This is a genomic window from Staphylococcus sp. GDX8P54P (genome assembly GCF_017893165.1).
Classification (GTDB): domain Bacteria; phylum Bacillota; class Bacilli; order Staphylococcales; family Staphylococcaceae; genus Staphylococcus; species Staphylococcus borealis.
This window is the reverse complement of record NZ_JAESMM010000010.1, coordinates 133,774-147,104: the sequence shown is the minus strand read 5'-3', so window position 1 is coordinate 147,104 and position 13,331 is coordinate 133,774. Positions and strand designations below refer to the sequence as shown.

The window sequence follows — 13,331 nt, the reverse complement described above, 5'->3', positions numbered from 1 at the left end:
ATTCATCTTTCTTCTTTAGGTATGATTATTAGTTACTCAGCTTCTCTAATTTCTGCATCAACATCCGCATAATCAATTTCTGTTTCTGTAAATGTTTTATTATTGATTGGGAAATGTTGTTCGAATGTTTCAAAGTTTTGAATTTCCACTGTGACATCATCCACTTCAAAATCTAATACATGGCCGCCAAAGTTGCGATCATCATTAGCGAAATGAATATGAAAACCAGCAGACCCAATACCATGGAATAACTCAGGTGTGAAGAAACCGATGATTGTTCCCTTAATATCTTCACGTGTTTCCTCTGGTTGTCTACGTGCTGAATCAATCAATCTAGTATACGGTGGCTCTTGTTTAGGCATCATACGTACATGCATTTTTTTAAATGTACCACTTATTTTCACTGCAGAAAATAGATTATCACTTAACATATGTTCCTTAACTTCATTTAATACGTTTTCAGAATCCTTATCTGAGGTTTGATAAGATTGGTCTGCTTCAAAACGTGTAATCGTTGCGTATGGTGTCATTTCATCGCCATTCAATTTCTTAAATTCTTTATGTTCATTGGCATGAAATGCTTCACCATTTAAAAAGATAACCTCACCATTAGAACCAGTTAATGTCGCTAGCCCTGAATCACCATGTTCTAATAGTTCATTGATAGATGCAGTTCCTTCTAATAGACCTGCCATTAATGTACCTAACGTACCATGTTGATATAATACGTGACTCATTGAATATTCACTCCTAAGTTTGTTTATCTAAAAATTAATTTAAAGAATCCGGTAATACATTTGTTGATAACTTGATATTATCTTTATAATTAACTGGAATATCAATTAATACTGGGCCATCAGTTTCATAGCCTTCTTTTAATGCTGCTTCTAATTCTGCTTGGCTAGTAACACGTAACCCTTTAGCACCAAATGATTCAGCATATTTCACATAATCAACTGGTCCAAATTCAACACCAGCTGAACGTTTATATTTCATTTCTTCTTGGAATTCTACCATATTATATTTACCATCATTCCAAATTAATTGGATGATGTTTAATTTTTTGCGTACGGCTGTTTCTAAATCTTGACCTGAGAATAAGAAACCACCATCTCCTGCTACTGACACAACTTGTGTATTTGGACGTACTAGTGCAGCTGCAATTGCCCAAGGTAAAGCAACACCAAGTGTTTGCATACCATTACTAAATAATAAGTGTCTTGGGTTATAACTTCTAAATTTACGTGCCATCCAAATATAATGACTACCCACATCGACAGTAACTGTAGTATCGTCAGTTAATGTGTTTTGCATTGTTTCAATAATTTCTAATGGATGCATCACACCATCTTCATGAGTATATTTAATACCTGTTGCTTCAATAACATCTGCTCTTAAACGTTCTAAGTCATCTAAACGACTTTGATTAATGATTGGTTCATGCACATTCTCAGATAATAATTGAATCGTACCTGCAATATTACCAATTAATTCTTTTTTAGGACGTAAGAAGTTTGTAATTTCGGCTTGTACTTCATCAATAACAATGATTTCTGTTTCAAGTTCTTTGTTCCAGTTACTTGCTTCATATTCAATTGGATCATACCCTATTGTGACGACTAAATCAGCTTTTCTTAATAATTCGTCACCCACTTGGTTACGGAATAATCCTACACGTCCGAAGAAGTGATTTTCTAACTCACGGTTAAGCACACCTGCACCTTGGAATGTTTCAACAACTGGTAAATTTGATTTCGCAACTAATTGACGAATGGCTTCTGTTTCTTTCTCACTTGAACTTCTCATACCTACTAGCAACACTGGGAATTTAGCATGTTTTATCGCTTTAATTACATCTTGAATGTCTTCTAAATTTGGAACACCTAATTGTGGTTGTTCACATAAATCAATTGCTTTAGATGTTACAGGTGATTCGATAACATCTTGCGGAATACTGATAAAACTTGCACCATTTTTACCTGAAGTCGCTGTACGGATAGCGTTTGTCATTACTTCAGAAAGAGACTCAGGATCTTGTACTTCTGCACTATATTTTGTAGATGATCTTAAAAGAGAAGCATTATCTACTGCTTGATGTGTCATACGTAATAAGTCATTACGTTTAACTTGGCCACCGATAGCCAACACTGGATCTCCTTCTGATGTAGCAGTTAATAATCCAGTTGTTAAGTTACTCACGCCTGGGCCACTTGTAACTAATGCCACACCTGGTTTACCAGTTAAACGTCCGATTCCTTGCGCCATCATAGCAGCATTTTGTTCATGGCGTGTCACAATAAGCTCTGGACCATCATCTTCAAGTGCGTTAAAGAGATAATCGATTTTTGCTCCCGGAATACCAAATACATAATCCACATTATTATTTTTTAAAGTATCAATGACCATATCTGCAGCAGAGTAGTTTTCTTTAGTCATCTAAATTCATATCCTTTCAAAGTCCAATTATTTTTTAATATTAAAAAGAAGCCACATACATGTCTATTTTTAAGGGAAAAAGAGGGAAAGACTTAGTTACATGAGTTGTGGCTTCTTTATATTTAAAGTTACTTCATTATTTCATTGTTGCTAGTAATCTCAGTTAGGGATGCATATTCAAATGCGAGATGGGAGTCTTCTATTTATGTCAAGAGGTGTAACAAATCATAAAGTTCAACACTTAAGCGTTGATTCAATATAAGGGGATGGATTTATTACACATAATAGAAGCATTTGAATATGATGTAACTTTATTACATGACTCATTATAGTATGTGTGTAACTATTAATAAAATACATATTTTCGATAGAACCTATTCCATAATGGAATAGGTCAACAAAGTTTAATTTTTTAGTAAAAAGTAGCTAAAAAAAGGTCTAATTACTTGACTTATTCTAAGTTTTTAGCATATTATTCTCAGTCAAAAGACCCCTTTTTATATTTTAAGTATCATTTTACTCTTTTTAGTTGTTTTTATTTCTTTTTAATCTGTTATAATCAAATCTATCATTTAAAATTTCCTTGTTATACTCTGTCATTTTATAAAAAGTGAGAAAACTTAAAATTTTCAGAAATTTTAGACAAAAATATAAAGTTTTATGCTAAGATAATAAATATTCTAGAGCTAACAAGCTAATCTTATAACTCATTTTATTAAGTAAGTGGAGGTTCATGATTATGGCCAGTTTTTTCAAAAATTTAACTCGAAAAGAAGATCCCACAATCTATCAAAATAAAGATGGGCACTTGAAACGTACATTACGTGTTCGAGATTTTCTTGCATTAGGTGTTGGTACAATTGTATCAACTGCAATATTCACATTACCTGGTGTTGTTGCAGCTGAACATGCAGGTCCTGCCGTTGCGTTATCATTCTTATTAGCAGCAATTGTAGCAGGTTTAGTTGCCTTCTCATATGCTGAAATGGCATCAACTATGCCTTTCGCTGGTTCTGCGTATTCTTGGATTAACGTTTTATTTGGCGAATTTTCAGGTTGGGTAGCAGGTTGGGCACTTTTAGCTGAGTACTTTATTGCCGTTGCCTTTGTAGCATCCGGATTCTCAGCAAATTTAAGAGGACTGATCTCCCCTTTAGGTATTGTATTGCCTAAAGCTTTATCCAATCCGTTTGGCGCAGATGGTGGCGTCATAGACATTATCGCGGCTGTAGTTATCATTATTACTGCAATTATTTTATCGCGTGGTATGACTGAGACTGCACGTATTGAGAACATCTTAGTTATCTTAAAAGTATTAGCAATTGTATTATTCATTATTGTAGGTTTAACAGCCATTCAAGCATCCAATTATGTACCATTTATCCCAGAACATAAAGTCACTGAAAATGGTGATTTCGGTGGTTGGCAAGGTATTTATGCTGGGGTTTCAATGATATTTTTAGCTTATATCGGCTTTGACTCTATTGCAGCTAACTCTGCAGAAGCAATCAATCCACAAAGAACCATGCCACGTGGTATTCTTGGTTCATTAGCTGTCGCACTTGTATTATTCGTAGGTGTAGCATTAGTATTAGTAGGTATGTTCCACTACTCTAAATATGCTGGCAATGCAGAGCCTGTAGGTTGGGCACTACGTCAAAGTGGTCATGGTATTATCGCGGCTGTCATTCAAGCAATTTCAGTAATAGGTATGTTCACCGCTTTAATTGGTATGATGTTAGCAGGATCACGTTTACTTTATTCATTCGGTCGTGATGGTTTATTACCATCATGGTTATCTAAATTAAACCATAAGCACTTACCAAACAGAGCACTGTTAATACTTACTATTATTGGTGTATTAATTGGTTCAATGTTCCCATTCGCATTCTTAGCACAACTTATTTCTGCCGGAACATTAGTTGCATTCATGTTTGTATCTCTTGCAATGTATCGACTAAGAAAACGTGAAGGTAAAGATTTACCCGTACCGTCATTTAAAGTACCGTTCTTCCCAGTACTACCAATTATTACATTCATCTTAGTATTACTTGTATTCTGGGGATTAAGCTTCGACGCTAAACTCTATACTTTAATTTGGTTTGTCGTTGGTATCATCATCTATTTAAGTTATGGTGTTCGACATTCTAAGAAAAATGAAGAAAAAGAGTACATCGTACCGAAAGATTAATATAGCCATAACATAGAGCACCTATCTCATTTAATTTCATGAGATAGGTGCTTCTTTTGATTTTTACATTAAATGAGTCCGGACAAAAATAATATAATGAATCTATTTTGTGCCTTCGCAGTAGCTGACTGAACTGAGAAGGCGCTTAATTCAAGCTTTTCTCAGTTCTAATCATTCTTGCGGGCGGGGCCCCAACACAAAAAATCACGAAAGTGATTTTACAAGCTAAGCAAGTTGGGGTTCGGAGCCCCAGCAAAGAGAATTTCATGAAGAAATTCTACAAGCAAAGCAAGTTGGGAGTGGGACAACGAATTTAAAAAGCATTCTGTCCCACTCCCATTTTGACACCTTTTTTCTTATTACCATCCTTGTCCATCTATATTATAGTTGTCTAATTGTCCATCTTGTAATGCTTGTAACGCATCTTCTATTGTATCTAGCGCATAATCTAATTGCTCATACGTAATGACTAATGGTGGCTGGAAACGAAGTACATTGCCAGCTACTGCAATCAGTACAAGACCATGATCAAAGCAATAATTACAAATCTTTAGCGCTTCTTCTGAGGCTCTCGTTTTCATTTGTTTATCTGACACAATATCAACGCCAATAGATAAACCTTTACCACGTACATCTCCGACAAATTGATAGTTATCAACCCATTTGTCCATTCGGTTGCGTACATAGGCGCCTTTTTCCGAGCTAGCAGTTAGTAATGCGTCATCTTCAATCATTTTCAATGTTGCTAAAGCCGCTTCACAACTTACAGGATTGGCACCAGTGGTAAATAGATGCGCCGGTGCTTCAAGCGTATCAATGATTTCTTTGCGACCAACAATCGCAGACATCGGTAACCCACCAGCTAATGATTTGCCAAATGTGATTAAATCCGGTGTGAAATTAAAGTGATCAATTGAACTCCATGTACCTGTGCGCCCTAGTCCTTGTTGGATATCATCTACTGCAATTAAAATGCCATGTTCACGACATAATGCTTCTAACGCCTCAAAGTAACCGTCTACTGGCTCTAGCAAACCACCATCACCTTGAATCGTTTCTACGACAATACATGCAACTTCTTCTGCTGGCACATATTTGGCGAACATTTCTTTAAGTGGTGCAAGATACGCTTCTACTGTATTAGGATTAGGTTGTTCATACATACCTCTATACTTATCTGGAAATGGAATATGATAAAAGCCATTTAATAAAGGACCATAATGCTTGCGCATATTTAAGCTAATGGCTGACATCGATAGTGACCCAAATGTTGAACCATGATATGCATTTGTAAAACTAATGATATACGGTCGACCAGTATACGCTCTTACAAATTTAATAATGCCATCATTGGCGTCAGATCCACTCAATCCAAACGTCACACGTTTTTCATAATCACCTGGCGCAATATCACATAGTTTCTTAGATAATTTCACTGCTGGTTCATGATACATATATGCAGGTGTATAATGAATCAATTTCTCAGCTTGTTTCTGAATCGCTTCAATTACCGGTTTAGGTGCATGCCCTACATTTTGCGAGCTCGCGCTTGCTAATAAATCAATGTATTCTTTACCATCCACATCTACGAGTGTCGCACCGTAACCATGATCAATGGCTAATGGGTAATATTTAATTCTTCCTGATGCCGCAAAGTACTTCCCATCTTCTTGTATTAATTCCTCTGCTTTACTCATATTGACTCATCCTCCCATAATCGACCATCCCTTTTACATCCCTCTCTTTGAAAAGTCTCCGGCCATCTTAATAAACAATGTTTCATTGATAATATTCAATATCTTACTAATAATTGTCAGATTTGTAAATATTTTCTGAATAATCAAAAATAATTATAATTTGCTATTTTTAGTTTTTTTGATGATACATATTTATTAAAAAAATGAGGGAGTGGGACAGAATTCTTTTTAAATTCGTCGTCCCACTCCCCCAATAAAGATATAGGATTATTTACTTTCGTAAGGAATGACATCGTCTCCATATTCTTTTTTAATATAGTCTTTAATTTCTTTAGATTGCATGACTTTTAATAATTCTTGGAACTTCTTATCATTTTTATGTCCTTCTTGAACTGCGATAATGTTGGCAAATGGTGATGATTTACCTTCCATTACAATTGCATCTTTAGACGGTTTTAAACCATTATCGATGGCATAGTTAGAATTCATAATAACTGCTGCACCTTCACCGTTTTTATATGTTTTAGGTAAAAACTCAGCCCCTTGCTGATGATTAAATTTTAAATTCTTTTTATTTTCTGCAATATCTTCAAACTTGGCGTCTTCAATTTTGACACCTTTTTTCAACTTAATCAGACCTTCATCTACAAAGAAAGATAAAAATCGTCCTTCCTCTGCAGGGTTATTTGAAACATAGATCGTTGATCCTTCAGGAATATCTTTCAAATGTTTATATTTTTTACTATAGACACCCATTGGCGTTGTAAATACTTTACCTAATTCTTCTATTTTATAGCCATGACTTTTCTTCTCAGCTTTTAGATACGGTACGTGTTGGAAGAAGTTAGCATCTACATCGCCTTTATCTAATAATTTATTTGGTACTTTATAATCATTAACCTCTTTAACTTCTAGATCATAACCTTTTTTCTTTAATTGTTCTTTAGCTTTCTTCAACACATCTCCATGGGGTGCAGGTGAAGCAGCAACTGTGATTTTCTTATCATCCTCTTTATCTTTGCTACATCCTGCTAACACGATAATTAAAACTAAAATACTGATTATACTTAACCATTTTCTCATGTATATCGACACCTCTTTTTTAAAATGATTCAACTACACTTCAACTCTTAAATAGTTAGAAGACATAAAAAAATACTTTCTATTATTTAAGAGAAAGTATCGATACACTTTCTCTCATCTCTTAAAGTATTGTCTACTTTATGTGAATTAGCACCATTTCGTTACACGACGGTTGCTGGGCTTCTCAGGGCACATCCCTCCACCACTCTTGATAAGAGTTAACAAGTTTTATTGAATTGATATTATATTAGCATTGGATTAAGCTTGGGTCAATATCATTTTTTAAATATTCTAAATTTTTAAAATGTGTAAGTTGTTTTACTGTAGGGAATAGCTTGTTAAACACATTCGAAGGGTTGATGATTATGTTTCGTTACAGCTATCACTTACTTAGTGCATTGTTCATTAGTATTTTATTATTACTTATCATGTTTGTCATGGATGTGGTGATGCATACGACACACCTTACTTTGCTATTAATCAACATTGATTTCATCGCAGATCCTAATAAGACACCACTTATTTTAGAACTTTTAATTCATATCATTATTGGATTTTGTATTTACATAACGTTTCTAATCATTTATCTGTTATTCAAACCTTTATACAAATTAAGTTATCTCTTATTAATGATTATTTTTCTAATCTTATACCCATTACTTATTACGTTGGCTGAACGTTCACTGTTCCAATTTAATTGGGTAGCGTATGCCTTATGGATGGTCGCACACTTGATATTCACTTTACTGATGGCATGGTCGATTCCTTATTTTTCTAAAAAGAAATGGTAAGTTGATAACTATGCATGTTATATAAACAATCGCTTATAGTCATTAAAACATCACTATTGTAAATTTAACTTTACAAATACGCCGTTCTTTAAGCTAATTTAAAGTTTCAATATGGTTTACTTTAATCCCCTATTTTAATTAAATCTGAGTGTTACACTAACGTTGTAAAAGATAAATAATGAAATGGGGTTTTCATTGTGGTGAAGGTTTCTCTATTTGCGTCAACACTTTTAACAAGTACGGTAATATTATCTGCTTTTAACGGACAACATGCACTCGCAACTGATGTAGTGACGAAAGACAATGCACAAGAAATTGCTTCGGAAGCATTATCAAATAGTGGTGGTAATCCAGATTTACAAAACTTTGACAAAGCAATTGATAAAGGGGACTATTTCAAAATTGAAAGCCACAATAAGGCAAATGCTGGTATAGGTGTCTATAAAGTTTATAAAAATGGCCAAGTCGAATATAAAAATGATAGATACAGTAACTTCAATCGACTTCAAAGTGGAGAAACATATGTTGAACACGGTATTGCGAATGCCGCTGAATTAGATGACCGACAAAAAGCAGCGTCAAAAGTCAATTCCGTAGATTGTGCACGTGAATTAAATACTTACTATGTTGGTAACGTTAAATCTAATGAAGTACCTTCGTCTCAATCAGATCAAAAGCAAGAAAACCAGCATACGACGACGCAATCATCTTTACCAGAAACAGGTCAATCGCATCATGAACAATCCACTCAACTATTAGGTGGTCTTTGCTTATTATTGGGGAGCATATTCGTAGCGAAACAAACGCATAAGAACATTGACTAAGATATTACTAAGGGAGAGAGACAGAATTTAAAAGAATTCTGTCTCTCTCCCTTTTTAACATTATTGAGTGCTATTATTATTTTCGTTGTCATCATCTTTCTTATTGTCGTCTTGCTTCTCTTTCTGCTTTGTGTCTTGTTCTACACCTTCAGGGTCACGTTCTTTCGCGCTACCTTTTTTAGGATTATAGTTCGCATCTTCAGTGTATTCGTTGCCGGCATTCCATAGTAAGAACTCATTTACACCATTATCTTTTAATGCCTGAACTTGTTCAGATACAGCTTTCGCATCATAATCAATATAATTACCATCGCCTAAGTATGATGCTGTAAAGTCTTGAATCCATGGACGTGAAATTGGTTTTTTCTTACCAAGTGAATCTAATAAGTTATTTTCTTTTTGAATATATCGATTCACTGTTTTATATGGTTCTGTATCTGGCGCTTGTAAACCAAAGTCACCATTGCTCCAATGTGATGGGTAAATCATTGATGAAATTGCGTCTACATTTTCAGATATTTTAGGGAAACTTTGACCAATACCAGGTGCATTTTTAACTAATGCAGAATAGCCAAATACGTCCGCAGATATATTAACACCCATCGGTTTCAACTCTTTATTAGCGTGTTCTAAGAATTTCGTAATGGTATCCACACGTTGATCGCCAGAACTTAACTTGCTATTTTTATAGTCACCTTTACTATAAGTTAGACTGTCTGCTTCATTTTCAAAGCCTTCTGGGAAACGCACGTAGTCAAATTGAATATCTTGGAAACCGGCTTTAGCTGCCGCTTTGGCTACATCAATGTCGTAGTCCCAAACTTCTTTCATAAATGGGTTAACGAAGCTATCACCTTTACCATTTGTCCAAACTGAACCATCACTTTCTTTAAATGACCACTCCGGATGTTCTTTCGCTAGTTTAGAATCTTTAAATGTAACAATACGCGCAATTGGATAAATGTTGTTATCATGCAATTTTTTCAGTAATTTCTTACCATCAACAATGTCTAATGTGTTTTTATCCACTTGCTTGTTGCCAGTGTTAAGATTCATTGTTATGTTACCTTCATCATCTTTAACATCGATAACCATAGTATTTAAATTGGAATCTTTAATAAATTTGATTAACTCATCGATTTTATCGCCTTGTGTTGAATTACTTGTTACATAAATCCCTTTGACACCATCCTTAGGATAGTCAACCTTATTCTCATTGTTGTTCTTATCATTATTCTGTTTTAATTTTTCACTTTGACTGTTTGTCTGTTCGTTCTTCTGGCTGTCCCCTTTTTGTCCGCTACTAGATGAATGATCTCCATTACTACACGCAGCGAGTAACAAAGCACTTGTTGTTAATACAGCAAATAATTTGTTTTTTTTCATTCCCTTAGCCTCCGAATATGCTTTATATGTATAATTAGGTTCTCATTATTTAGAATAGTAAGCGATTTAAAGAGTTTCATTATCCTAAATAAGAGAACCTAACTTTCCTTTAGAATAGCATATTTTTAACAAAAATATTCACTAAGACAAAATTTTATAAATTAAATTATCTAATATTTGTATGTTTTTAAATGAATTTTAAATTAAATCTCGTAATCATAGGTTTAATTTTGAATAAATTGATTGCGTATTTCCAATAACCCATTGCGTATGATGTTGCGTTTGTTGATAATAGGCGTCTACTTTGTCGTAATTATTTTTAGGGAAATCCCAAACATATTTGAGAAAGGATAAACTTATTTTCTTAGGATTGCCACCTACTGTTGGCTTTCTAAATACAGTCATTAGATAACGCTTGATGACACGGTATATACACTTCCACCTCGATTCTTTAATCCAAATCACTGTCGTTGCGCGTTCTAGTCTCATGAGTAATGTATTTGAATAATGACCATCAATAATCCAAGATGGCGTCGCTACAATTTCTTTCAACTGAGCGTGCAAGGATTCCGGCGTTACAGTCGCTTGATCGTTAAGCCATTGTATTTTATCGATGTGATACAAAGGTATCTTATAATTCTGTTGTAAACGCATTGCTAACGTTGATTTTCCTGAACCTGGGCTACCAATAATCAAGATACGATGTTCCATGTTTTTTACCTCGCATTTTTTTGAAAATGAGTCATACAACGAAATAAGTACAATTTATGAAACTATAAACTGTAAAATAAGAATTTTCAATAAATATAAGTTTTATAACTTGAGAATGTACTTCTTTTTTATCATAATGAATATGAAAGTTAATTAAAGGAGTGGAAAGAGTAATGAATAAAGAACAATTAGAAAAAATGACAAATGGGAAAGGTTTTATCGCAGCATTAGACCAAAGTGGCGGTAGTACTCCTAAAGCATTAAAAGAATATGGTGTAAACGAGGACGAATATAGTAATGATGACGAAATGTTCCAACTTGTACACGATATGCGTACTAGAGTTGTAACTTCACCTTCATTCTCTCCAGACAAAATTTTAGGTGCTATCCTTTTCGAACAAACAATGGATCGTGAAGTTGAAGGCAAATACACTGGCGACTACTTAGCTGACAAAGGTGTTGTTCCTTTCTTAAAAGTCGACAAAGGTTTAGCTGAACAACAAAATGGTGTTCAATTAATGAAACCTATCGATGATTTAGACGATACATTAGACCGTGCGGTTGAACGTCACATCTTCGGTACTAAAATGCGTTCTAATATCTTAGAATTAAACGAACAAGGTATTAAAGACGTTGTTGAACAACAATTTGAATTCGCTAAAAAAATCATTGCTAAAGGTTTAGTACCAATTATTGAACCTGAAGTTAACATTAACGCTAAAGACAAAGCTGAAATCGAAGAAGTATTAAAAGCTGAACTTAAAAAAGGCTTAGACGCTTTAAATGATGATCAATTAGTGATGTTAAAATTAACTATCCCAACTAAAGCTAACTTATACAAAGAATTAGCAGATCATCCAAATGTTGTACGCGTGGTTGTATTATCAGGTGGTTACAGCAGAGACGAAGCAAACAAATTATTGAAAGACAACGATGAATTAATCGCAAGCTTCTCACGTGCATTAGCAAGTGACTTACGCGCTAGCCAATCACAAGAAGAATTCGATAAAGCATTAGGCGACGCAGTAGATTCAATCTACGACGCATCAGTAAACAAAAACTAAAACTAGGTGCGAAAGTGAGCGCTTAGGTTTTGAGCAGAATCGAAAAGTGAGCAAAACTGTTTCTCAAGTTTTGTCGAGCTTTGAGTATTTCTGCCGAAAAACCTGCTCACTGTAGCCCGTTTATCATTCCGGCGAAGTTCTCTATAACTTCACTCGAATGTTTCAAAGCCGACTGGTTATTTCGACCAGTCGGCTTTTTTAATATTTATTATTTATAGAATCGTTCTAATTTTTGTTTTGTTTCTTCAATAAAAGCATTTAATTCTTGTTGTTTTTTTTCATCTTGTAATGCACTTTGACTTGCTTTCATAAATCCGTGGAATAATTCTTGTAATTGTTCACGAGATGCTTTCATTTGTTCAAAATCTACATTTTTAAATTGTTCTAAACGTTTTGTAAATGCATCTTGGTCGACATTCTCTTTTAAGAATGTTTTACCTTCATCTGTAATAGTGTAGATTTTTTTATTGCCTTCTTTAGCAATTGATACAAAGTCTCTATCTTCTAACATTTGTAAAATAGGATAAACTGAACCAGGACTTGGTGAATAGAATCCTTTGAAACGTTCTTCTAAATCTTTAATGATTTGATAACCGTGACGTGATTCTTCTTCTAGCATTTGTAAAATAATAAATTGTAGATTGCCTTTTTTGAAAAATCTATCTCGACCACCACCACGGCGCCCGAAACCACCAAATCCTTGCGGTCCTTTACTTCCACCAAATTGCTCGAAACGATCCATGCCTTGTCTCATATCTTGCATATGTCTTCTAAACATCATTGAAATCACCTTTACTTTAATTATTATTGGATTATCTTTTCGATATATCGATATAATAAACGATATATCGTTATATGTAAAGCGATATATCGAAATAATTTAAATAAAAATAAATACTATTCCAACAAAGCCTGTCAGAATAGTATTCAAAGGGATTAATTATCTTCAAACGCTTCTTTCTCAAGATGTTCTAAACTACCGAATAATGGTTTCCACGCTTCAATTGTAAAATGAGAAACTAAGTCTTGATACCAAAAAGAATCTTTCTCAAGTAACCACATTAACATGTCACGATTTTTAACTTTAATTTTAAATAAGCTTCTTTCACATCTTTGCGGTCAGCAACAGTTGGACCAGAAATGATTAG

At 34.2% G+C, this 13,331-nt stretch carries 12 protein-coding genes and 1 riboswitch; of the genes, 4 read left to right on the top strand and 8 right to left on the bottom strand.

Annotated features, from left to right (window positions below):
* Positions 1-32: 32 nt before the first annotated feature.
* Positions 33-737, bottom strand: coding sequence for an acetolactate decarboxylase (budA, locus tag KA909_RS04805; RefSeq protein WP_053028893.1), 705 nt, complete (start codon positions 735-737; stop codon positions 33-35).
* A 34-nt stretch (positions 738-771) separates the two neighbouring features.
* The gene (alsS, locus tag KA909_RS04800; RefSeq protein ID WP_107629170.1) at positions 772-2,436 is read right to left on the bottom strand and encodes an acetolactate synthase AlsS; all 1,665 of its coding nucleotides are present in this window, start codon (positions 2,434-2,436) and stop codon (positions 772-774) included.
* A gap of 739 nt (positions 2,437-3,175) precedes the next feature.
* Between alsS and KA909_RS04795 the strand changes: the two genes are divergently transcribed.
* Positions 3,176-4,627, top strand: a complete 1,452-nt coding sequence (locus KA909_RS04795) for an APC family permease (RefSeq protein WP_053028895.1) — start codon at positions 3,176-3,178, stop codon at positions 4,625-4,627.
* Positions 4,628-4,986: 359 nt separating this feature from the next.
* On the opposite strand, the gene KA909_RS04790 is transcribed toward KA909_RS04795, so the two are convergent.
* Positions 4,987-6,324 (bottom strand): aspartate aminotransferase family protein, encoded by a 1,338-nt coding sequence (locus KA909_RS04790; protein ID WP_193838912.1) that lies wholly within the window; start codon positions 6,322-6,324, stop codon positions 4,987-4,989.
* A 267-nt stretch (positions 6,325-6,591) separates the two neighbouring features.
* The gene (locus tag KA909_RS04785) at positions 6,592-7,407 is read right to left on the bottom strand and encodes a MetQ/NlpA family ABC transporter substrate-binding protein (RefSeq protein ID WP_210130001.1); all 816 of its coding nucleotides are present in this window, start codon (positions 7,405-7,407) and stop codon (positions 6,592-6,594) included.
* 111 nt (positions 7,408-7,518) lie between these two features.
* Positions 7,519-7,625: riboswitch (SAM riboswitch) on the bottom strand.
* A 147-nt stretch (positions 7,626-7,772) separates the two neighbouring features.
* Between KA909_RS04785 and KA909_RS04780 the strand changes: the two genes are divergently transcribed.
* The gene (locus KA909_RS04780) at positions 7,773-8,198 is read left to right on the top strand and encodes a hypothetical protein (RefSeq protein WP_193838910.1); all 426 of its coding nucleotides are present in this window, start codon (positions 7,773-7,775) and stop codon (positions 8,196-8,198) included.
* 197 nt (positions 8,199-8,395) lie between these two features.
* A complete protein-coding gene (locus KA909_RS04775) occupies positions 8,396-9,022 on the top strand; it encodes a cell surface protein (protein WP_193838909.1) in 627 nt (208 codons plus the stop codon).
* Between the two features lie 60 nt (positions 9,023-9,082).
* On the opposite strand, the gene KA909_RS04770 is transcribed toward KA909_RS04775, so the two are convergent.
* Positions 9,083-10,408 (bottom strand): putative glycoside hydrolase, encoded by a 1,326-nt coding sequence (locus tag KA909_RS04770; protein ID WP_193838908.1) that lies wholly within the window; start codon positions 10,406-10,408, stop codon positions 9,083-9,085.
* Positions 10,409-10,624: 216 nt separating this feature from the next.
* On the bottom strand, positions 10,625-11,119 hold the full coding sequence (locus tag KA909_RS04765) for a P-loop NTPase family protein (RefSeq protein ID WP_193838907.1): 495 nt from the start codon (positions 11,117-11,119) through the stop codon (positions 10,625-10,627).
* A 173-nt stretch (positions 11,120-11,292) separates the two neighbouring features.
* Between KA909_RS04765 and KA909_RS04760 the strand changes: the two genes are divergently transcribed.
* On the top strand, positions 11,293-12,183 hold the full coding sequence (locus tag KA909_RS04760) for a fructose bisphosphate aldolase (protein ID WP_011274776.1): 891 nt from the start codon (positions 11,293-11,295) through the stop codon (positions 12,181-12,183).
* A 208-nt stretch (positions 12,184-12,391) separates the two neighbouring features.
* Here KA909_RS04760 and KA909_RS04755 read toward each other — a convergent pair whose 3' ends face one another.
* Together KA909_RS04755 and KA909_RS13650 are read right to left on the bottom strand one after the other, a co-directional pair.
* Complete coding sequence (locus tag KA909_RS04755) at positions 12,392-12,961, bottom strand: PadR family transcriptional regulator (RefSeq protein WP_193838906.1); 570 nt, start codon at positions 12,959-12,961, stop codon at positions 12,392-12,394.
* Between the two features lie 158 nt (positions 12,962-13,119).
* On the bottom strand, positions 13,120-13,245 hold the full coding sequence (locus KA909_RS13650; RefSeq protein ID WP_281059137.1) for a hypothetical protein: 126 nt from the start codon (positions 13,243-13,245) through the stop codon (positions 13,120-13,122).
* Positions 13,246-13,331 lie beyond the last annotated feature (86 nt).

What these genes read in the sequence shown, in the direction of transcription:
- budA (WP_053028893.1), bottom strand. Translation starts at nt 737, where the DNA reads ATGAGTCACGTATTATATCAACATGGTACGTTAGGTACATTAATGGCA.
- alsS (WP_107629170.1), bottom strand. Translation starts at nt 2,436, where the DNA reads ATGACTAAAGAAAACTACTCTGCTGCAGATATGGTCATTGATACTTTA.
- KA909_RS04795 (WP_053028895.1), top strand. Translation starts at nt 3,176, where the DNA reads ATGGCCAGTTTTTTCAAAAATTTAACTCGAAAAGAAGATCCCACAATC.
- KA909_RS04790 (WP_193838912.1), bottom strand. Translation starts at nt 6,324, where the DNA reads ATGAGTAAAGCAGAGGAATTAATACAAGAAGATGGGAAGTACTTTGCG.
- KA909_RS04785 (WP_210130001.1), bottom strand. Translation starts at nt 7,407, where the DNA reads ATGAGAAAATGGTTAAGTATAATCAGTATTTTAGTTTTAATTATCGTG.
- KA909_RS04780 (WP_193838910.1), top strand. Translation starts at nt 7,773, where the DNA reads ATGTTTCGTTACAGCTATCACTTACTTAGTGCATTGTTCATTAGTATT.
- KA909_RS04770 (WP_193838908.1), bottom strand. Translation starts at nt 10,408, where the DNA reads ATGAAAAAAAACAAATTATTTGCTGTATTAACAACAAGTGCTTTGTTA.
- KA909_RS04765 (WP_193838907.1), bottom strand. Translation starts at nt 11,119, where the DNA reads ATGGAACATCGTATCTTGATTATTGGTAGCCCAGGTTCAGGAAAATCA.
- KA909_RS04760 (WP_011274776.1), top strand. Translation starts at nt 11,293, where the DNA reads ATGAATAAAGAACAATTAGAAAAAATGACAAATGGGAAAGGTTTTATC.
- KA909_RS04755 (WP_193838906.1), bottom strand. Translation starts at nt 12,961, where the DNA reads ATGTTTAGAAGACATATGCAAGATATGAGACAAGGCATGGATCGTTTC.
- KA909_RS13650 (WP_281059137.1), bottom strand. Translation starts at nt 13,245, where the DNA reads ATGTGGTTACTTGAGAAAGATTCTTTTTGGTATCAAGACTTAGTTTCT.